This window comes from Rathayibacter sp. AY1A2 (genome assembly GCF_002930935.1).
Lineage (GTDB): Bacteria > Actinomycetota > Actinomycetes > Actinomycetales > Microbacteriaceae > Rathayibacter.
In genome coordinates, this window is sequence record NZ_PSTP01000001.1 from 127,052 (window position 1) to 147,017 (window position 19,966).

Here is a 19,966-nt window from a genome sequence, read left to right on the forward strand (position 1 = left end):
GGTTACTCACCCGGAGCGGAGTCGGTGCGGGCGGCGCCGGTGCCGGGCGTCGGCGCGTTCGTGCTCGACGAGCCCGTGTCCGGCGCATCGGCGGAATCGACGGGCGCGGAGTCGCCGGGCGCGGAGTCGTCCTGCAGGCGGGCGCCGGAGGCCCAGTCGGGGCGCGCGGTCGGGGTCCGCTCGAAGGCGTACGGGTCGCTGCCGGTCGCGGTCTCGGCGGGCTCCTGCTGGTACCCGGCCTGCGCCGCGCCGGCCGTGGAGGCGTCGGGCTCCGACGTCTCGGCACGAGGCGCGTCCGGATCCGGCAGCAGGTCTCCGACGACCTCGCGGATCCGCTCGGCCGACACGACGCCCTGGCGCAGGATGCGCAGGGTGCCGCCCTCGAAGCTCAGCGCTGTCGCGTCGACGATCGTCGAGGACTCGCTGGCGCCCGCGGGGCGGTCGCTGTAGCGCGATCCGGCGGCGCCGGCGTCGAGATAGACGTCGACGGAGTCGCCGAGCTGGTCGAACGCCTCCTGTGCGGTCGTGGCCGAGGGCTGCCCCGTGCGATTGGCGGAGGAGACCGCCAGCGGGCCGGTCTCGGCGAGGAGCTCGATCGTCACCGGGTTGTCCGGCATGCGCAGCGCCACGGTCCCGCGCGTCTCGCCCAGGTCCCAGACGAGTGAGGGCTGGGCGTGCAGGACGACGGTGAGCCCGCCGGGCCAGAACTCGCGCGCGAGGTCGCGCACCGCCTCCGGCACGTTCTCGGCGAGGGCGTCGAGGGCGGCCACGTCCCCGATCAGGACGGGCGGCGGCGACTGCCTCGTCCGTCCCTTCGCGTCGAGCAGGCGCTGGACCGCGGCGGCGTCGAACGCGTTGGCCGCGACGCCGTAGACGGTGTCGGTGGGGATCACCACGAGCTCGCCGCGGCCGATGGCCGTCCGCGCGAGACGGGTGCCGGTAAGGAGGTCCGTGTCGACGGAGCAGTCGTAGATGCGTGCCATAACGGGTCGATGATACCGGCGCGGTCCGTGTCCGGACCGGCTGCGGCGCGGCGGTCGCGTCAGCGCCGCCCGAGGCCGGGGCTCGGCGGCCGTCGCAGCGGCGCCCGACCCGCGCCGGCCGAGGCCGCCGGAGCGCTTCCGTGAGGCACTCGGCCCGGCGTGGCGGGCGCCTCCGCCGACAGGACGCCCACGAGCGCCACGGAGACGGCGAGCGTCGCGAGCGAGTGCTGATCGCCGAACCAGGTGGTGTTGTCGGCCATCCCGTGCAGGAACGTCCAGAGGACGGCGACGGCGAGCGCCCCGACGGCGACGGCCTCGTTCCGGGCGACCCGGAGGAGCAGGCGCACGACGGCGACGGTGGCGAGGAGGAGGAACGCGAGGACGGGGAGCGCGATCAGGAGCCCGCCGTTGGTCCACGCGGTGACGAGGAGGTTGTGAGGCGGGCGCGGCTCGCTGTGCTGGGTGAACTGCGACCCGCGCGCCAGCCACAGCTCCTGCCATCCGCCGTACCCCAGCCCCAGCAGCCAGTTGTCGGGGAACGCACTCGCAGCCAGGCGCAGGAAGTCGCCGCGGGCCCCGAGCGTGAGCAGGCCCGCCTCCGCCAGCTGAGGGAAGGACACGGCGACGGCGTACACGGCCGTGATCCCGGAGGGGATGGTGATCATCCAGGCGACCGGACCGAGGCTGCGTCCCTTGAGTCCGCGGATCGCGGCGACCAGCAGGGGCAGGACGATCGCGAGGACGATCGCGGTCTTGGACAGCGTGAAGAGGGCGCCGACCAGCCCGGCGACGGCGACGAGCAGGAGGAGCCTCCCCCGCTGCCGTCTCCAGACGGCGAAGGCCAGCGCGCCGGTCGTGGCCATGTACATCGAGGCGATGTTGCCGTTGAGGAAGAACCCTCCCGACTTCTCCTGCAGGACGTTGTTGAAGGACGTCGTGAAGATGTCCCGCACGTAGATGTCGGAGAACAGCACCGCGTCCGGCCACCGGAGGTAGGCGGTCTCCTGCACGGGATCGAGCTGGAAGAGGATCGTGAGCGTCACCTGGAGGAGGAACACGGGCGCCGCCCAGTTGAGGGCGCGGCCGACGACACGCCAGGCGCCGTCGCCGAGCCCGCGGACGGCCAGGTACGGAGTGAGGAAGGAGACGACGGAGACCACGTCGCGCAGCGCGGCCGCGCGTGCTCCGGAGTAGGTGAGCGCGAAGAGGGTGCCGGCGATCACGAGGAGGACCACGACCACGAACCGGTCGATCCGCCCGCCGCGCAGCCGAGCCACGGAGTACGGGAGGAAGAGCAGGCTCCAGGCGACCGGAGCGGTGACGGGGCCCAGGGTGTAGAGCTGCACGACGCTCAGCGCCAGGAGCACCGCGAGGAAGACGAGGACGATCCGCTCGTGCCGCCGCTGAGCGGGATCCGCCGTCGCGCGCGACGGCCGCCCGCGGGTCTCCGGAGCGTCGGTGACGCGGGTCGCGGCGATGACGGAGGGACGAGAGGCGGTCGGGCGGCGGAGGAGGGCGTCGTCGGCGTGGCGGCCCATGTCAGAGCCGTTCCGCGGAGGTGCCGGTGGCGGCCTCCGTCTGGCGGAGCGGAGGAGCGGCGCGCCGATTCCGGGACGACGGGCCGACCTCTCGCGGCGGGAGGGTCGTCCGCGGGCGCCGGTCCGGGGCGGGAGGCGGATCGAGCAGCACGGGAGAGGCGGTGGCGTCGGCGGACGCGGGCGGGAGAAGGGATGCAGGTGGCATGTCGCGCCGACACTAATCGCGCGGCACGAGCCTCGACGGGCTTGGCGCGGAACGTCGATCCGTGTGCGCGCGGCGGTCCCGCCTCAGTCGCGGGGGTGTGCCAGCAGCTCGTCCGCGCGGCGGGCGATGCCCGGCCAGCCGAAGTCCGCCGCTCGGCGCCGCGACGCCGCAGCGACCTCCGCGCGTCGCCGGGGATCGCGCAGCGAGGCGATGAGGGCGGGGAGCTCCGCGAGGACGGCGTCCGCGACCTCCTCCTCCGTGCCCGGCGGGACGAGGACGGATCCGTCGACCACTCCGTCGGAGGTGCGCAGGATCTCGGGGAGGCCTCCGCGCTCGACCGTCACGACGGGGATCCCCCGCGAGAGCGCCTCCACCACCACCATCCCGAACGGCTCGTCCCAGCGGCAGGGGTAGAGCAGGAGCGCCGAGGAGCCGAACAGCTCCAGCAGGTCCTCGTGCCGGAGGAACGGGAGCCGGCGCACGACGCCGGGCAGGGTGGCGACCGCCTCGTCGAGCGCTCGGACGTACGGGGTGGGCGTCGCGTCGTCCCCGAGGCCCGATGCGCCGGCGATGACCAGCCGCAGATCGGCGCCGTGCTCGGTCCGCATCCGCTTCACGATCTCGACGGCCTCGCGGGCTCCCTTCTCGGCCACCAGCCTCCCGGCGAAGACCGCCTCCGCAGTACCGCCGAGCGGCGCCGGCGGGACCTCGGGCGGAGGGACGACCCCGTTGTACAGGACGGCTGTGGCGATCAGGCCGTACCGGTCGACCGCCCGGGCGCGCAGGAACTCGCTGCAGAAGATCCACTCGTCGACCGCGTCGAGGTAGCGCCGGGACGCGGCGGGATCGGGCGGCAGGTGATCGAGCAGGTCGTTGTGAAGGTGTGCGACGATCCGCCCCCGGTAGCCCAGGCGGCGCAGGCGCACGGCGTAGCGGGGGCGGTTGTGGATCCAGACCGTCGGGACACGGCGCAGCGACGGAGCGAGCACCAGCAGCCAGAAGCGGCCACCGAAGGACAGCCGACGCAGCTCGGCGCCCGGGTCGCTGTCGCGCCGACGCGCCAGGAGGAGTGCCGCGCGCCGCTGGACCGCGTAGATCCGCCGGTACAGGCGGTGCGGCCGGACGTCCACACCCGGTGACGCCGACGACCACGGCGCGTGCACGGCGATCCGGAGCGAGGACCGGGACACCGTCTCGCGGACCCAGGTCGCCACGGCTCCCCCGCTGCCGTCGAAGCGCTCCTCGGCGGCCAGCACCACGGCGACCTCGACCGGGGCGGCGGAGCCGAGCCGGAGCCGGGCGGGCAGTCGCGACAGGACGAGCGATCGCGCCTCGGCGATGTCGCGCCCCGGCGCCAGGAGGGCGGTCGCTCCCAGCACGAGGACCGCGAGCGCCAGCTCCACCGGGAGCAGCCGCAGGGGCGCGCCCTCGGGGAGCAGGCGGAGCAGGAGCAGCACGATCGCCATCGGTGCGGCGAGCAGCGGCCCCGCGGCGCACGCGCGCAGGAACGCGCCGAGGCGCACTCCGAGCACCACCCGCAGCACGGCGCAGGTGACGGCGAAGCCGAGAGCGCTCGAGAGCAGCAGCCCGCCGATCAAGCCGTCGAGTCCGAACAGCACTCCCCCGCCGACGATCATCGGGACCGTGATCGCGGTCTTCACGATGTTCACGACCAGCCCGAACCGCACCCGGTCCATCGCCATCAGGATGAAGCCGACCGGATTGCCGATCGCCCGCACCGCGCCCACCACCGTCAGTGCGCTCGTCATGCCCGCGATCCAGCCCCAGCCGGGTCCGTAGAACAGTCGCACGATCTCCTCGGAGCGCAGCGCCACCAGCATCAGCGGCGGGATGCTCGCCATGCTGAGCACCGCGGTGACGCGGAGGTGGTTCCGCGCGACGCGCTCACGGTCGTGCTGGATCGAGGAGAACACCGGGAACATCACCCGCGTCACGATCGGGTTGACCCTCGCGGGGAGGTTCACGGCGAGGTTGTATCCCAGGGTGTACCCGCCCAGCTGGGCCGGTCCGAGCAGGCGGCCGATCGCGAGCGAGCCGGCGTTCGAGCCCAGGTAGTTGACGATGCCGTCGAGGGTCTGGAAGACGCCGAAGGAGAGGAAGCGGGCGGTCTCGCGGATCCGGAACCGGAACCGCAGTCGGAACCAGCGCCGAGCCTGCAGGAGGGCGAGCACGGAGCGCAGAGCCGCGGTCGCGACGAGCCCCCACGCGTAGGAGAGCGCCCCTGCGCCCGAGACCGCGAGGCAGACCGTCACGGCGAAGCCGCCGACGAGAGCGATCGTCTCGGACACGGCGACCGCTCGGAACCGGATCCCCTTCTCGAGCACCGCTCTCGGCACCTGCCCGGCTGCGCTGCCCACGAACACGAGCGAGGCGACGGTGAGGACCGGCGCCGCGGCGGCGGACCCGAGCAGGGAGGCGATCGGTGCGGCGCCCAGGAGGACGGCGACGGTGACCAGGAGCCCGACGGAGAGGTTGAGCCAGAAGACCGACGAGAGCTCGAAGCTGGTCGCCCGCCGGCGCTGGATGATCGCCTGGGCGACCCCCATGCCGAGGAAGATGTCGACGAACGCGTTGAGCAGGGCGACGATCGCGATGATCCCCATCTCGGAGGGGTCCAGCAGTCTCGCCAGGAGCGCGAACTGCCCGAGCTGCACGACGAGCGCGACGGCGAACGAGACCGCCGTCCAGGCGGTCGCGTCGACGGTGCTCCGGCGCAGGCTCACCTTTCCCGCCCGGCGGAGGCCGGACGGAGGCCAGGTCGCGGATCGTCGGCGCGGTGCTCGGCGCGGCTCATCCGCGATCTCCGTCCGTCGTCGACGCTGACCGCCCGGCCGTCCGGTCGTAGAGGTCCTCTAGGTCGCGGATCCGCTCGGCGAGGTCGAACGAGGCGAGCACGCGCTCCCGCCCGGCCGCGCCCATCCGCGTCGCGCGGTCCGGGTCCCGGAGCAGGGCGGCGAGCGCCCCGGTCAGGCCGGGCACGTCCCCCTCCGGGACGAGCAGCCCGGTGACGCCGTCCTGGACCGCCTCCGGGACGCCGCCGTGGCGGTACGAGACGACGGGGACGCCTGCGAGCGCGGCCTCGAGGAAGACCATGCCGAAGCCCTCGGAGTCGCCTGTCGCCGCGGTCCGCGACGGTGCGCAGAAGACCGCGGCGCCGGCGAGGATGCGGGCGACCTCGGCGGGGGGCAGGGAGCCGGTGAAGGTCACCTGCAGGCCCAGCCGCGCCGCCTGCTCGACGAGCGCCTCCCGCAGGTGGCCGTCGCCGACGACGGTCAGGGGGACGTCCCGGATCGGTCCGGGGAGGGCGGCGACCGCCTCGAGCAGATCCGGAACGCCCTTCTTGTCGGTGAGGCGTCCGACGAAGACGATTCCCGCGCGCTCCGCAGCCGGTGCGGCCTCGGGGCGGGAGGTCGGGACGCCGATGTAGCCCACTCCGGTGCGCCGCGGGTCCGCCCCCAGGCGCAGGAGCCCGTCGGTGATGAAGCGGGACACGCCGATCACCGCGTGCGCGGTACGGAAGACGGTGCGGGCCTCGAGGGCGCGGTGAGCTCGGGCGAGGGGTCGGAGCAGGCGCGGAGCTCCGGTCGCGAGCGGCCAGCTGGTCACGTCGTAGCCGTGCCCCGTCACGACGAGCGGAAGGCGCCTCCTCCGTGCGTACCGGGCGATGGAGACGGCGTCGATGAGGAAGTGTGCATGGATGAGGGCGGGCCGGTGCTCATCGACGATCGCGTCGAGCCGTCGTGACACTCCGAGCCATCGCAGGAGGAGGGACCGCCGCCCGCGAGGGGTGATCGGATCGTGCAGGACGATGTCCGTGCGGTCGTGGAGGACGCCCGAGCCGGTGCGCTCGAGGCCCACTCCGAGGGCGCGCCAGCGCTCGAGTCCGTGCATCTGATTGCGGACGAACGTCTCGGAGTCCTGCAGCCACGCGCGCTTCCAGACCAGGACCAGCGGCCTCTCGCCGGCGACGCCGCCCGCGTGCTCAGCGGACGGCACGGCGCACCCGGTAGCGGAGGGCCGCGACCACGCTCGGCAGCACCCGCACGGCGTCGCCCAGATAGCGCCGCCAGAGCCTGCCGGGCTCCCGGCTGAGCCGGTGCGCCCACTCGAGGCCGAGGCGCTGCACCACGAGCGGCGCCCGCGGGATCTCGCCGGCGAGGAAGTCCACGGCGGCGCCGACGCCGAGGCACACCGCTCCCGTGCCGCCGACGACGAGCAGGCGCTCGCGAACCTCCTCCTGCTTGGGGGAGCCGAGGCAGAGCGCGACGATGCGGACGTCGGCCGTGCGCAGAGTCGAGGAGAGGCGGGCGAGGTAGGCGTCGTCCGCGAGCTCGGCCGGCTCCGGCGAGACGACGACCGGAACCTGGAGCCCGGCGAAGCGCTGCTGCAGCTCGGCGGCTGCGCGATCGCCGACTCCGGGGCGTCCGCCGATGAGAGCGACCGGCGCACCCTCGAGCGCCGCGCGGCGGCAGACCTCGGTGAAGAGGTCGATGCCCGTCACGCGGCTCGCCGTGCGGTGGCCGTACGAGCGGGCCAGCCAGACCAGAGGCGCCCCGTCGAGCACCACGAGGGACGCCCGGCCGTAGTACCGCCGGAACTCGCCGGAGTGCTTCCAGCGCACGAAGTGGTCGGTGTTCGGCGTGACGACCAGCTCGTCGCGGCCGCTCCGGGACAGCTCGAGCACGGCCTCCGCCGCCTCGTCGAGCGTGGTGATGCTGGCCGGCATCCGCTCGATGCGGCCGGTGATGTAGGAGGTCATGCCGGTGCTCCTCGGGGGTCGGTGCGGGAGGGAGGGAACGGAGCTGGTGTGCGGAAGGGGCCGGTCGCGGCCGCCTGCACGGGGACGGTCACGTCGTCCACCGGGTGCTCCTCCGATCGGAGAGCCGGCGGCGGGTGTCGTGCACGGCGTAGAGGATCCGGCTGAGCGCCGTGAAGGCGGCGGGGACGTGCTTGAGCACCAGCCCCAGGACGAGCAGCCGCGGCGACCGCGCGGAGCGGAGCACGCGGACGTCGCGCAGCGCCTCGGACCCGAGCCGGACGCCGGTCTCGACGAGCGCCGCGTCGGAGTTCTGGCGGATCGGGGTGAGTGCGACGGGGACGGCGTAGAACCAGGTCGTGAACCAGTCCGACAGCGGGCGCGGCACCTCCTCGAACGTACGGGCGAGCGCCGCGCGCATCTCCTCGGCGCAGACCAGGAGGTTCCGGAGGTCCGGGTCGCGCCGACGGGTGATCGAGGACGCCGTGTGGATGTAGGAGTAGAGGATCTCCGGCACGAAGAGCACCCGTTCCGACGCCTGGACCGCCCGCAGCACACCGACGAAGTCGGACTGGGAGCTCAAGCGCGGGAAGAGCTCCTCCTGTAGGACGGCGCGGCGGAAGAGCTTGTTCCAGAGGAAGCCGTGCAGGCGCCCGGACGCCATCCGCTCGAGAGCGAGTTCGGACGAGACCAGTTCGCGCCGGTCGAGACCGTCGATCACGCGTCCGGAGGTCGACTGCCGGGTGCGGTAGAGCGCCCGGCAGACGACGACGTCGGCCGCCGTCCGCTCGGCCTCGGCGGTGAGGGTCCGGAGGATCTCCGTGTCCCATTCGTCGTCGACGTCCACGAACCAGACGAACTCGGAGTCGATGCCGTCGAGGGCGCGGTTCCGGGCGGCAGCGACGCCGCCGTTCTGCTCGAGGAGCAGGACCCGGGCGTCCTCGCGTCCCTCGGCCCACTTCTCGAGCACCTCCGCCGTGCCGTCCGAGGACGCGTCGTCGACGAGGACGACCCGCATCCCCGGTCCGAGAGTGAGTGCGAGCCGCGCGAGGAAGCCGTCGAGCCGGGCGATCGCGTTGTAGCAGGGAGCCACGACGGTCACCGAGTGCACGCGCCCGCTCACCGTCGGCCCCCGAGCTCGCGGTAGGCGGCGACGACGGGGCCGAAGACGGAGTCGGGCGAGGCGGCCTCGTCCACCCACGCCTTCGCGCGGTCGGCCTGCATCAGGAGCCCCTCGGGTCGCTCCAGAGCGGCGGCCAGGAGCTCGGCGATCCGCTCCCCGTCGGCGTCGGCGGGGAGCAGGAGGCCCCGGCCGTCGGCGAGCAGCTCGCCCACACCGCCGACGTCGGTCGCCACGACCGGGCGACGGCGGGCCATCGCCTCCAGCATCACGAGCGGAGTCCCCTCCCACCGCGAGGTGGACAGGAGGAGGTGCGCCGCGTCCAGCGCTCCGGTCACGTCCGCCGACGGACCGGCGAAGTCGACCACTCCGGCCCCCCGGGCTCGCTCGCGCAGCACCGGCAGCATCGGACCGTCGCCGAGCCAGGTGCCGGTGACGGGCCGGACCCGGGCGAGGGCCTCGACTGCCGCGAGGAAGCGGATTGGGTCCTTCTGCTCCGCGAGCCGCCCGATGCCGAGGACGCGGACGACCGGCTCGGCGAGTTCCGGCGCGAGCGCGGGCTCCGCGGTGACGTTCGCCGGGGCGTTGCCGGTGACCACGACGCGCTCCTGCGGGCGGCCGTAGCCCTCGACGACCATCCGCCCCACGGAGGCGGAGACGGCGAACACCCGCCGGGAGCGGAAGGAGAGCGCTCGACGATCGATCCCGGGCAGCTCGGTGTGCGCGTGCTCGACCACGGGGACACCGAGCGCGGCGCCGACGAGGAGGGCCAGCAGAGCCTCGCGGCGCTGGTGGGCGTGCAGGACGTGCGGGCGGAACCGGCGGACGGCGAGTGCGATCTCGCGCAGATCGGCCGCGAAGCCCTGTCCGGGTCTCGGCACCACGAAGACGGGCGACTCCTGCGCGGCGCGGTCGCTGAGCGGCCCGGGACGCCCCCAGTAGGCGGTCTCGCAGCCGTGCTCGCGGCTCCACGCACCCAGGGAGAGGGCCACACGCTGCGCGCCCCCGTCCTCGAAGGAGTCGAGGACGTGCAGGATCCGCAGGGATCGGGAACGGGCGGCCCTCATGAGAGTGCCCCGTCGGGAACCGCGCCCGGGAAGCGGACGTCGAGTTCGGCCAGGACGGCGTCGACGTCGCGGCCCATCGTCCCGGGGTCGACGTCGTAGTGATCGGCGAGGAGGTCGACGACCTCGTCCCGGGGCCGGCGCTGCCGGATCGCGGCCTCGAAGACCGAGGCGGCGCTCAGCGAGAGCACGATCGGGGGCACCGACGGGCGGGACAGGTCGAGCACGTAGACCTGACGGTCCGTGCGCTCGACGGCGAAGCGCTGGGCCGGCGGCGCGCTGTCCCCCTGCGCCTCCGCGGAGGCCTCCACCGGATGCACGGTGCTCGCCGCGGGGTCGGACGAGGCCGGGAGGTCGCTCACCGGCGCCGTGGCCTCCGCGATCGCCTCGAACGAGGACGCCGGGCCCTGCTTCTCGCTGCGGCCGCTCAGCGCCACCCGGGCGAAACCGGTGAGGGCGGAGGGGAGGCCTCGGAGCGCCCGCAGGGTCCGCTCCCCCCGGAGCCGGAGCCGACGTCGGACCGTCGTCGCCTCGGGATGGCTCGCCTCGAGATCCGCGCGGGTGGGGAAGGCGGCTCTCAGCAGCAGGCCTCCCTTCAGGCGCCAGGGAGCGGACACCACGGCGTGCAGCCAGTTGAAGGTGTGCCGGTCGGAGCTTCGGCGCACGTCCCAGAGAGTCTGTGCCTGCCGGTAGCGCTCCTCGGGCGCGGCGGGAACTCCCCAGGAGGTGAGGAGCTCCGTCATCGGCGTCTGCGCGCCGAGCTCGACGGCCGCGTCGCGGATCGCCTCGCGCTCCTCGCTCGGAAGGCCGGCGCCGTGCGCCTTCAGAACCGTCAGCGCCGTGGTCGCCGAGGCGGAGCGCGCGCTGCGCAGCTGGTGCAGGGCGTGCAGCACGAGGTGGTGCGCGCGCCCGGGGATCCGCAGGGTCTCGTCGCTCAGCGGCAGATCCTCGGCGGCCGCCCAGAGGCGGTCGAAGACGATCCGCTCCTCCTCGAAGGCACCCGGGAAGGAGCGGTGGACGTCGACGTCGCACGGCCACGAGGGGTGGACGAGCGTGATCGAGTGGTCGACGAAGAGGGTCCAGCTGAGAGCCTCGGCGCGGCGGCGCCAGCCCATCGAGGCGAGCAGCCCGAGAGCCTCGTCGAAGCGCTCGGGGTCGACCCAGATGTCGACGTCGGCCGACGTCATCGGCGCGCGGATCCCCTGGCGGTGCAGACCCTCGCCCTTCACCACGAGGCTGCGGACGCCGTGCGTCCGCAGGGTGTACTGCACCAGCACGGCGGCCAGGCGCAGGGCGACGGCGTTCGGCAGCATCGCGTCGGCGGAGGCGCCGACAGCAGGAACCGGTTCAGGCGACACGGACGCGTCCCTCCGCGAGGGCGAGGATCTCCTCGGCCGCGACGGACCACGGGCGCTCCCGCGCGAGCTCGGCGGCCCCCCGGGAGAGAGCCGTCCACTCGCGCCGGAGCCGATGGAGGGCGTCCTCGTACTCCTCGCGCGTCGCGTCGTCGGAGAGGACCACGCCCGCCCCCGCCGCGCAGAGATCGGCCAGGACGCTCGACTCGATCGCGAGGACCGGCAGCCCGCTCGCCAGCGCGTCGAGTCCGGCGGCCGCGCCGGTCGTCGACGGCGTCAGGTGGGCGTACACGTGGGAGTGGCGGAGCACCTCGACGACGCCGTCGCGGTCCTGCTCGCCGACGGAGCGCAGCCCCGACGCGAGGTCGTCGGCGATGCCGCCGCCGTCGTCGATCACGGTGACGTACTCGGTGCCGTCCAGCCGGGCGAGGAGATCGAGCCGCTCGGCGCCCCGGTCGAGACCGGAGGCTCCCACGGCGGCGAAGCGGAGGGGCCCGTCGGGGGCGGACGGTGTCGGGAACGACGCGTCCGGCAGGCCCAGGGGCACGACCGTTCCCGCGAGGGCTGACGCGAGCCGCTCCGTCGGGGCGACGACGACAGCACCGCGGCGCTCCTCCTCGAACCGGAGGCGCGGGAGTGCCGGGAGGTCGTCGGCCAGGAGGACGGTCATCGGAGCGAGCCCGGCGAGCTCCACGGCCGTCCCCGGGAGAGCCACCACGAGGTCGGGCCGCTCCGGAGCGAGCAGTCGGCGGGCCCGGCGCGTGACGACGGCGAGCCCGACGGACCCGGCGCCCCTCCGGCGGGCGGGCTCGAGGAAGCGGGCGAGCACGCTGGGGCGGAGCTCCGCCCCGCTGAACCCCTCCGGGTCACCGGTCACCACGACCACGCGGTGCCCCTGGCGGCGCCAGGCGCGCTCGAGCGGAGCCGCGTGCCAGGCGTCGAGGGCGACGATCCCGATGGTCAGCACGGGCGGACTCCCCCCGTCAGGGGGGATCGGCGGCAGGGACCGGGAGACGGGAGGAGCGCGGAGTCCCGCTGGTCGATGACCTCGTGCACAGGGCGGTACCTCTCTCCGTCGCGGCAGGCGGAGCCGCGGACGTCGGAGAAGTTATCCCCGTGCCCGGCGGCCTCCGAGTGGGAGGCGCGATACGGACGCGGAGGCGGCGTGCGCGCCGCTCACGGAGTCGGATCGCGTCGGCAGCGATCGCTCGACCGTCAGTCCCCGCCACGGGTTCCGCGCCCGCCGCACCGGCATGCGGAGGCACCGAGGCGCCGCCGATAGAGTCGGCTCCGTGACCCTCTCCCCGCAGATCTTCACGCTCCCCTCGGCGGTGCAGCGGACCCCCGCCGCCACTCCTCACCCGGGGCTGCTCCGATGAGGGGCATCGTCCTCGCGGGTGGTTCGGGGTCGCGGTTGTGGCCGATCACCAAGGGCATCTCGAAGCAGCTGATGCCGATCTACGACAAGCCGATGATCTACTACCCGCTGTCGACGCTGATGATGGCCGGGATCGACGAGGTCCTCGTGATCACGACCCCCGAGTACAACGACCAGTTCCGCGCACTGCTGGGCGACGGGTCGAGCCTGGGCATGCGGATCGAGTACGCCGTGCAGCCCTCCCCCGACGGGCTCGCGCAGGCGTTCCTGATCGGCGAGGAGTTCATCGGCGACGAGTCGGTCGCCCTGGTCCTGGGCGACAACATCTTCCACGGCACCGCCCTGGGCACCGCCCTCGCGGCGAACACCACGATCGAGGGCGCCGTCATCTTCGCCTACCAGGTCGCCGACCCGCGCGCCTACGGAGTCGTCGAGTTCGACGAGCACTTCCGAGCCGTCTCCATCGAGGAGAAGCCCGAGCAGCCGCGGAGCAACTACGCCGTGCCCGGCCTCTACTTCTACGACAACGACGTCGTGGCGATCGCGAAGACGATCACGCCCTCGGCCCGCGGCGAGCTCGAGATCTCGACGATCAACGAGCGCTACCTCGAGGCGGGGCGGCTGAACGTTCAGGTCCTCGACCGGGGAACGGCCTGGCTCGACACCGGGACCTTCGATTCCATGATCGAGGCGACCGAGTTCGTGCGCGTGATCGAGCAGAGGCAGGGATTCAAGATCGGCTGCATCGAGGAGATCGCCTGGCGCAACTCCTGGATCGACGACGCCCGCCTCGCCGAGCTCGCCGCACCGCTGGTCAAGAGCGGATACGGCGCCTACCTCCACCGCCTGCTCAGCCTCGAAGGCGTGAACGCGGGCCGCTGAGCCCGGCCTCCCCCGACCTTCCCGACCTCCAGGAGAACCCGTGCGGATCCTCGTCACCGGCGGTGCCGGCTTCATCGGCAGCAACTTCGTCCACCTCACCCTGCGCGAGCGTCCCGACGCGCGGATCACCGTGCTCGACAAGCTCACCTACGCGGGCAGCCGCGACTCCCTCGCCCCCGTCGCCGACCGAGTGCGGCTGGTCGAGGGCGACGTCGCCGACGCCGAGCTGGTGGACCGGCTGGTCGCCGACGCGGATCTGGTGGTCCATTTCGCCGCGGAGTCGCACAACGACAACTCCCTGCACGACCCGACGCCCTTCCTCGCGACGAACGTCATCGGCACCTTCGCGCTCCTGCAGGCGGTGCGCGCTCACGACGTGCGGTACCACCACATCTCGACGGACGAGGTGTACGGCGACCTCGAGCTCGAGGACCTCGCGCGCTTCACCGAGCACACCCCCTACAACCCCTCCAGCCCCTACTCCTCGACCAAGGCCGCCAGCGACCTCCTCGTGCGCGCCTGGGTGCGCTCCTTCGGCGTGCGCGCCACGATCTCCAACTGCTCCAACAACTACGGCCCCTACCAGCACGTCGAGAAGTTCATCCCCCGCCAGATCACCAACGCCATCGACGGCATCCGCCCCAAGCTCTACGGCACCGGCGCCAACGTCCGCGACTGGATCCACGTCGACGACCACAACACCGGCGTCTGGGCCATCATCGACCGCGGCGAGATCGGCGAGACCTACCTCATCGGCGCCGACGGCGAGAAGAGCAACCTCGACGTCGTCACCCGCATCCTCACCGCCTTCGGACAACCCGAGGACGCCTTCGACCACGTCACCGACCGCGCCGGACACGACCTCCGCTACGCCATCGACTCCACCCGCCTGCGCACCGAGCTCGACTGGCGCCCCCGCTACACCGACTTCGACGCCGGACTCGCCGCCACCATCGACTGGTACCGCGCCAACGAGGACTGGTGGCGCCCCGCAAAGGCCGCCACCGAGGAGAAGTACGCGGTGCGGACAGCGTGACCGGACCGTACTCGAGGTCGGCCGCTGCGCGGAACCGGGGACCAGTGGCCTCGGCCGGATCGCCCTGCCTCCGTCACCGGAATCCGCGCGCCGCCGGACTCCGGGGGACGGGGCGTGCCGCATGCTGATCGTCGCCGCCGCCCTCGCTCTGCTGTTCCTGGTCGTCACCTTCCCGCGGCGCGCCGTCGGCCTCCGCGGCTACGCCGTCGGCCTCTCGATCTTCGTCCTCGGCATCGGCGCGAGCACCTCCGCTCCGGACGCCGTCCGCTACGCCTCGACGGGCGTCGCTGCGGTGTTCCTGATCCTGGCCTGGGCGTTCGGCGAGCGGACGCGGCCGAGGAAGCGCACGCGGCTCCTCCTGCTCGCCTGGTTCGTCTGGACGACCGGGGTGAGCCTCCTGATCTCCTCGAGCTCCCCGGCGACCGTCCTCGCCCTCATCGCGGTGCCGCTGCTGCTGTTCCCCGTCGTGTCCCGCCTCGGCGAGCAGGACCTGGTGCCGCTGCTGCGCTGGACGGCGCTCACCGTCCTCGTGCAGGTCGCCGTCGGCATCGCCGAGCTCACCGTCCTGCCCGAGCCGGTCTGGGGCTACCGCAACCTCACCACGGCGGGTCTTCCCGTCATCCGGTACAACCCGTTCCTCCCCGGCCTGATCCGGATCCAGGGCACGACCGGCCACCCGATCATCTTCTCGCTCATCGTGATGTTCGGCTTCTTCCTGATCCTCGCTCTCGGGTCGAAGCTGTCCCGAACGGTCCGGCTCGTCTCGCTCGCTGCTGCGGTCGCCGGCCTCGTCCTCTCGGGGACGCGCAGTGCGTTCGTCGCAGCGGCCATCGGCTTCGTCGTCTACCTCTTCTTCGCTCCCAACACCCGGACGCGGGTGAAGAACGTCCTGATCGTCATCGGGGCGGGAGTCGCGATCTTCCTCGGCGACTTCGGGCTCTCGGCCGTCGCGACTCAGGCGGCCACCTCGGACTCCTTCGGCCACCGCCTCGAAGGATGGGCGAGCGCGGATCAGCTCCTGCACCGCGGCTCTCCCACCGGAGCGATCGGCAGCGGCTTCTTCTCGGAGCTGAGCATCTTCGCGCAGGGCCTGCTGCAGCAGGACGGCTTCCTGGTCATCGACAACCACTTCATCTGGACGCTCGCGATCAGCGGTGGCATCGGGCTCGCCCTCATGGTGCTGGCGATGGGGGGCGCGTGGATCGGCTCCGACCGCCTCGGCCGGGCCCAGGTCGCCGTGATGCTCGCGATGGCCTTCTCCTTCGACCTGATGACGTGGGTCGTCTCAGTGAGCGTCTTCGTGATCTCGCTGACGCTGCCGCCGGACCTGATCGCGCTCGCCCGCCCGGCTCCGCCCCGCGAAGCGGAACCGCCTCCGACGCGGCGGGGGACGCCGAGTCCTCAGCGCGGAGGGGACCGCACCCGCGTGAGGACCTTCCCCCGCTCCTCGCGGTGACAGCACGCTCCCCCTTGCCCGACCAGACCGCACCAGACCAGCCGATCGGAGCTCACATGCCTGAGATCATCGACACCGAGACCTTCGTCATCGGCGATTCGACGAAGACGAACTCCCTGGGCCGTGCGCTGAGCATGGCGCTCACCGCGGCTGAGCTCGGACGCGTGCGGGTTCTCGCCTTCGAGGACGGGGAGCTCTGGGCCGGAGCGAGACAGTTCCCTGCGGAGGTCGTTCCTTTCGGTCGGAGGGATCTGGCGCGCATCGAGCGGGACGTCCGCGCGTCAGCGTCGGAGCGGAGGACCATCGTCTGGTTCTCGAAGGGGACGGACCCCCTGCCGCGTCTGGCTCGGCGCCTCTCCCGCATCCCGAACACAGTCGTGGTCGCGGATTTCGACGACGACGACGTCTCGATCATGGAGGCCTTCCGATCCGAGTCCCTCCTCAACCGGGCGAAGGCGAATCCGCTGCGCCGGAAGGCTCCGTCCCGGCTCCGCCGGAGCCAGGCCAGGATCGCGCGCGACGCCGGCCTCGTCACCTTCTCGAGCGCGGGACTCCGCGGGGTGTACGCCGAGCGCTTCGATCTCGGTGACGCGTCCGCGGTCATCCCCCACACCCGGGTGTCGACGACGCGTGATCGGCCGCGCGGGCCCTCCACCGACGGCCGTCTGACTCTGGGCTTCATCGGGACCGTCCGCAGCTACAAGGGCGCGGACACTCTGAACGCCCTGCTGCGGGCCGATCCGGACGTCGGCATCGTCACCTTCGCCCAGTCATGGACGCCGCCCTCCGATGTGGCGGCGCAGTGGGTCATGCGGCCTCCAACGACACCGCTGTCCGAGATCTACGCGGACGTGGACGTGCTCGTCCTCCCCATGGACGACCGCAGCCCGGCAGCGCTCTACCAGCTCCCCGCGAAGCTCGTGGACGCGGCCGTGTTCGGGACTGCCGTGGCGGCGACGCCGACCCCGCCGATCGAGGAGTTCGCGGCCGGAGCCTTCCTGCCGGTCACCGACTGGTCGGATCCCGTCGGCGTCCTCGCAGCGATCAGAACCGCCGACAAGGAGCAGCTGGGAGCAGCGCTCCAGGCGAGGTTCACCACTCTTCTCTCCCCCGAAGCAACAGCCGACACTCTCGACACCGCTGTCCAGAAGGCACTGATCAGAAAGAGCACCCACCGTGCATGAACGACCGGCAGCCGTCCAGGTCCCCCTTCTCTCCGTGAAGGTCACTCCGATGACCGCTGCGGGAGTCGCCGACCTCGTGTCGAGCGAGCCCTCCGGGCCGACGCTGATCCTCAACCACAATCTGCACAGCAGCTACCTCCACCTCAAGCACGCCTGGTTCCGCAGGTTCTACGAGCGCAGCGACATCGCGGTGATCGACGGGTGGCCCGTCCTGGCCCTGGCCTCCCTGAAGCGCCGGGTCACGACCGAGGAGCGCATCGGGTCGACCGATTGGATCCACGCGCTCTGGTCCGACACGCGCTCGCCCGGCCGCCGGGTCTTCATCCTCGGCGGCACCGAGGAGATCAACGCCGCGGCCGTCAGCGCCTGGAGCAGGGCGCGTGCCGTCGACGACGTCGCCGGGATGTCCGGGTACTTCGCACGGGAGGACGAGGAGTCGGTGGTCGACGCGATCCGCAGCCACGCGCCGACCCTCCTCATCGTCGGCCTCGGGATGCCGAAGCAGGAGCGATTCCTGGACGAGCACTGGGACGACCTCCCCGACGCGTACATCGCCACCGTGGGCGGGGCCGTCGACTACATCGCAGGCGCTGTCGAGCTGAGTCCGCGCTGGCTCGGCTCGGTCGGCCTGGAGTGGGCGTGGAGGTTCCTGCACGATCCGCGGCGCCTCTGCACCCGGTACTTCGTGGAGCCGTTCGCGCTGGCCGGACTGATCCTCCGCAACACGCTCCGCGGAGCGGGGACCCGATGAGCCTCACCACCCGCGACGTGACCACCGTCGTCCCGACCCTCGGCAGGCCTGCGCTCGCCCGCGCTCTGCAGTCGGTGCGCGGACAGACGGGCGCTGGAGGCCGGACGGTCGTCGTCCTCGACGACCCCTCCCGCGAGAACCACGTACGGAGTCTTCTCGAGGACGAGGTCCTCCTGGTGACGGCGGGCAGAACCGGCGGGGCGAACGCCCGCAGCACCGGAGCCCGAGCGGCCGAGACCTCGCACGTCGCGTTCCTCGACGACGACGACTGGTGGGAGCCGGAGAAGCTCGCTCGCCAGGTGAAGGCGCTCTCCGAGTCCTCGGCCGATCTCTGCTACACCGCCACCTACTTCCACGAGTCGGGCGACGGCGTGCGCCGACTGCCGACGCGCGAGCTCGCGGCGGGTCAGTCCGTCGCGTCCTATCTCGTCGCCCGTCCGAGCCTCAAGCACGGCACGGGGTACATCCAGACGAGCTCCCTGCTCGCGAGCAGGCGCCTCCTGGACGAGCACCCGTGGGACCCCTCGATGAAGAAGCACCAGGACTGGGACCTCGTCGCGCGGTGGGCTGCGGCCGACGCGCGGATGACCTACGTCCCCCTCGCTCTCGTGCACGTCCAGCAGGGTTCCGCCGCCTCGATCTCGAAGACGGCGGACTGGCGCGCGAGTGCCGCCTGGCTCGCCCGCCACGGCGACGCCCTGGACTCCCGCGCCTACGGAGACTTCGTCGCCACGCAGATGCTGCGGGGCGCCCTCAGCGCCCGCGATCCGCGCGGAGTCGCCGCCTCGGTCGCGGAGCTGTCCCGCCGCCGACCCCACGTCGCCGCGATGATCGTGGGTCTCCACGGTCTCGTGGAGAAGTAGATGCGGGGAGCCGCTCCGAACGGTCCGCGGCGCTCGAAGCCGATCCTTCGCCTCCTCGGTTTCGTCCTGATCCCTCTGATCAGCGCCCTGAGCCCGCTGATCGTCATCCCCTCCATCACCAGCTCCTTCGGAGCGACGGCGTGGGCGTCCGTCGCCGTCGCCCAGTCCATCGGGTCCGCCGCAGCGGTCGTCGTCGAACTCGGCTGGGGCCTGAACGGCCCCCAGCGGATCGCCCGGATGGGGCGGCGGGCTCGATCGCAGACCTATGCTCTGGCCACGGCGACGAAAGTCCTCGTCTTCCTGCCGCTGGTCGTCCCCGTAGTGATCGTCACCGGCCTGCTCGCGCCGGCGGATCCGGTCGCGGCCGCGTGGATCGCCGTCGCAATCGCACTGAGCACGCTGTCGCCGGCGTGGTTCTTCATCGGCGCAGGCCAGCCGCGGAACATCCTGCTTTTCGACGCTCTGCCCAGACTGGCCGCCAACGGGCTCACCGTGCTCCTGATCAGTGCCGCGGGAGCGCCGCTGGCGGTCTACCCGCTGCTACTCGCCGTCGGTACGATCGTGCCTCCGGTCCTCGGCTGGTCCGCTGCAGGGAGCCGACTCGGGTTCCTGCGCTCTCTGGGCCCGCGCCGGATCCTCCGTGCTGTCCGCGCGCAGAACGTCGCCCTCCAGGGACGACTGGCCAGCGCGGCCTACATCGCCCTGCCGGTGGCGATCGTCGGAGCGGCCTCGCCGGGAGCTCTCGTCGTCTTCTCCGCCGCGGAGCGGCTCCAGCGCCTGGTGCTGGCGCTGCTCGCCGCCTTTCCCAACGCGCTGCAGGCATGGGTCGGGGCGCCCGGATCCGATGCCGACCGCTTCCGCCGCATCGCGCGCGCCGTCGGCGCCAACGCCGTCCTCGGGCTCGTCGCCGGAACCGGCTTCGCCTTCTTCGGGGGCTTCGCGGCTCAGATCCTGTTCAGCGGGGAGATCACCCTCCCGCTCCCCATCACCGCTCTCTGCGGAGGGGTCATCGCCATCACCTGCGTGTCGCGGGCTACCGGCGGTCTCGGCCTGGTCGCTCTCCGTCGCCTGAAGGCGCTGCGCAACAGCGCGCTCGTCGGAGCGGCGACGGGGCCGGTGCTCATCTGGCTGCTGTCCCGGACCTTCGGCGCGCCCGGAGGTCTGGCCGCCGAGGTCGTCACCGAGCTCACCGTCCTCATCGTCCAGATCGTCTTCCTGCTCCGCGCTCGGAAGCGCTGAGCCCGTACCCGGAGCGGACGACCCGCGTCTCCTCCTACCCTTTCGAGGGTCACCGGCCTCGAGGCTTCGTCAGTCCGGCCCGATCGCTCCTCACCGTGGATACCGTCGCAAGCGCACCGCATCGGCAATCCCGGG

At 72.7% G+C, this 19,966-nt stretch carries 16 protein-coding genes; 7 read left to right on the plus strand and 9 right to left on the minus strand.

Translation table 11 applies throughout. The features are described 5' to 3' along the window. Positions 1-2: 2 nt before the first annotated feature. The 9 genes from C5B93_RS00595 to C5B93_RS00635 all read right to left on the minus strand — a co-directional run bounded on the left by C5B93_RS00595 (position 3) and on the right by C5B93_RS00635 (position 12,009). The gene (locus C5B93_RS00595) at positions 3-983 is read right to left on the minus strand and encodes an L-threonylcarbamoyladenylate synthase (protein ID WP_146078398.1); all 981 of its coding nucleotides are present in this window, start codon (positions 981-983) and stop codon (positions 3-5) included. Positions 984-1,042: 59 nt separating this feature from the next. Next, positions 1,043-2,521, minus strand: a complete 1,479-nt coding sequence (locus C5B93_RS00600) for an O-antigen ligase (RefSeq protein ID WP_104291521.1) — start codon at positions 2,519-2,521, stop codon at positions 1,043-1,045. Positions 2,522-2,809: 288 nt separating this feature from the next. Further along, positions 2,810-5,470 carry an MOP flippase family protein gene (locus C5B93_RS00605; protein WP_104291522.1) on the minus strand — a complete coding sequence of 887 codons (2,661 nt, stop codon included), beginning with the start codon at positions 5,468-5,470 and terminating at the stop codon, positions 2,810-2,812. Positions 5,471-5,537: 67 nt separating this feature from the next. Then, positions 5,538-6,743, minus strand: coding sequence for a glycosyltransferase (locus tag C5B93_RS00610; protein ID WP_104291523.1), 1,206 nt, complete (start codon positions 6,741-6,743; stop codon positions 5,538-5,540). Continuing rightward, on the minus strand, positions 6,730-7,506 hold the full coding sequence (locus tag C5B93_RS00615; RefSeq protein WP_104291524.1) for a WecB/TagA/CpsF family glycosyltransferase: 777 nt from the start codon (positions 7,504-7,506) through the stop codon (positions 6,730-6,732). Before C5B93_RS00615 ends, C5B93_RS00610 begins: the two co-directional genes overlap by 14 nt. 88 nt (positions 7,507-7,594) lie before the next feature. After that, positions 7,595-8,614: a glycosyltransferase family 2 protein gene (locus tag C5B93_RS00620; RefSeq protein ID WP_181068287.1), complete on the minus strand. Its 1,020-nt coding sequence runs from the start codon at positions 8,612-8,614 to the stop codon at positions 7,595-7,597. An 8-nt stretch (positions 8,615-8,622) separates the two neighbouring features. Then, a complete protein-coding gene (locus C5B93_RS00625) occupies positions 8,623-9,690 on the minus strand; it encodes a glycosyltransferase family 4 protein (RefSeq protein ID WP_104291526.1) in 1,068 nt (355 codons plus the stop codon). Beyond that, complete coding sequence (locus C5B93_RS00630) at positions 9,687-11,045, minus strand: PqqD family peptide modification chaperone (protein ID WP_146078399.1); 1,359 nt, start codon at positions 11,043-11,045, stop codon at positions 9,687-9,689. Before C5B93_RS00630 ends, C5B93_RS00625 begins: the two co-directional genes overlap by 4 nt. After that, positions 11,035-12,009 (minus strand): hypothetical protein, encoded by a 975-nt coding sequence (locus C5B93_RS00635; RefSeq protein ID WP_104291528.1) that lies wholly within the window; start codon positions 12,007-12,009, stop codon positions 11,035-11,037. The genes C5B93_RS00630 and C5B93_RS00635 overlap by 11 nt, the downstream gene beginning before the upstream one ends. 408 nt (positions 12,010-12,417) lie before the next feature. Between C5B93_RS00635 and rfbA the strand changes: the two genes are divergently transcribed. From rfbA to C5B93_RS00670, 7 genes are all read left to right on the plus strand, one after another. Further along, complete coding sequence (gene rfbA / locus C5B93_RS00640; protein ID WP_104223010.1) at positions 12,418-13,302, plus strand: glucose-1-phosphate thymidylyltransferase RfbA; 885 nt, start codon at positions 12,418-12,420, stop codon at positions 13,300-13,302. Positions 13,303-13,342: 40 nt separating this feature from the next. Further along, positions 13,343-14,338: a dTDP-glucose 4,6-dehydratase gene (gene rfbB, locus C5B93_RS00645; protein ID WP_104291529.1), complete on the plus strand. Its 996-nt coding sequence runs from the start codon at positions 13,343-13,345 to the stop codon at positions 14,336-14,338. 121 nt (positions 14,339-14,459) lie between these two features. Beyond that, on the plus strand, positions 14,460-15,794 hold the full coding sequence (locus C5B93_RS00650) for an O-antigen ligase (protein WP_104232717.1): 1,335 nt from the start codon (positions 14,460-14,462) through the stop codon (positions 15,792-15,794). 56 nt (positions 15,795-15,850) lie between these two features. After that, on the plus strand, positions 15,851-16,978 hold the full coding sequence (locus C5B93_RS00655) for a hypothetical protein (protein WP_104291530.1): 1,128 nt from the start codon (positions 15,851-15,853) through the stop codon (positions 16,976-16,978). Continuing rightward, a complete protein-coding gene (locus tag C5B93_RS00660; protein WP_146078400.1) occupies positions 16,971-17,729 on the plus strand; it encodes a WecB/TagA/CpsF family glycosyltransferase in 759 nt (252 codons plus the stop codon). Before C5B93_RS00655 ends, C5B93_RS00660 begins: the two co-directional genes overlap by 8 nt. After that, positions 17,726-18,592 (plus strand): glycosyltransferase family 2 protein, encoded by an 867-nt coding sequence (locus tag C5B93_RS00665; protein ID WP_104232720.1) that lies wholly within the window; start codon positions 17,726-17,728, stop codon positions 18,590-18,592. Before C5B93_RS00660 ends, C5B93_RS00665 begins: the two co-directional genes overlap by 4 nt. Beyond that, the gene (locus C5B93_RS00670; protein ID WP_104232721.1) at positions 18,593-19,831 is read left to right on the plus strand and encodes a hypothetical protein; all 1,239 of its coding nucleotides are present in this window, start codon (positions 18,593-18,595) and stop codon (positions 19,829-19,831) included. It begins immediately after the preceding gene. The last annotated feature ends 135 nt before the right edge of the window (positions 19,832-19,966 follow it).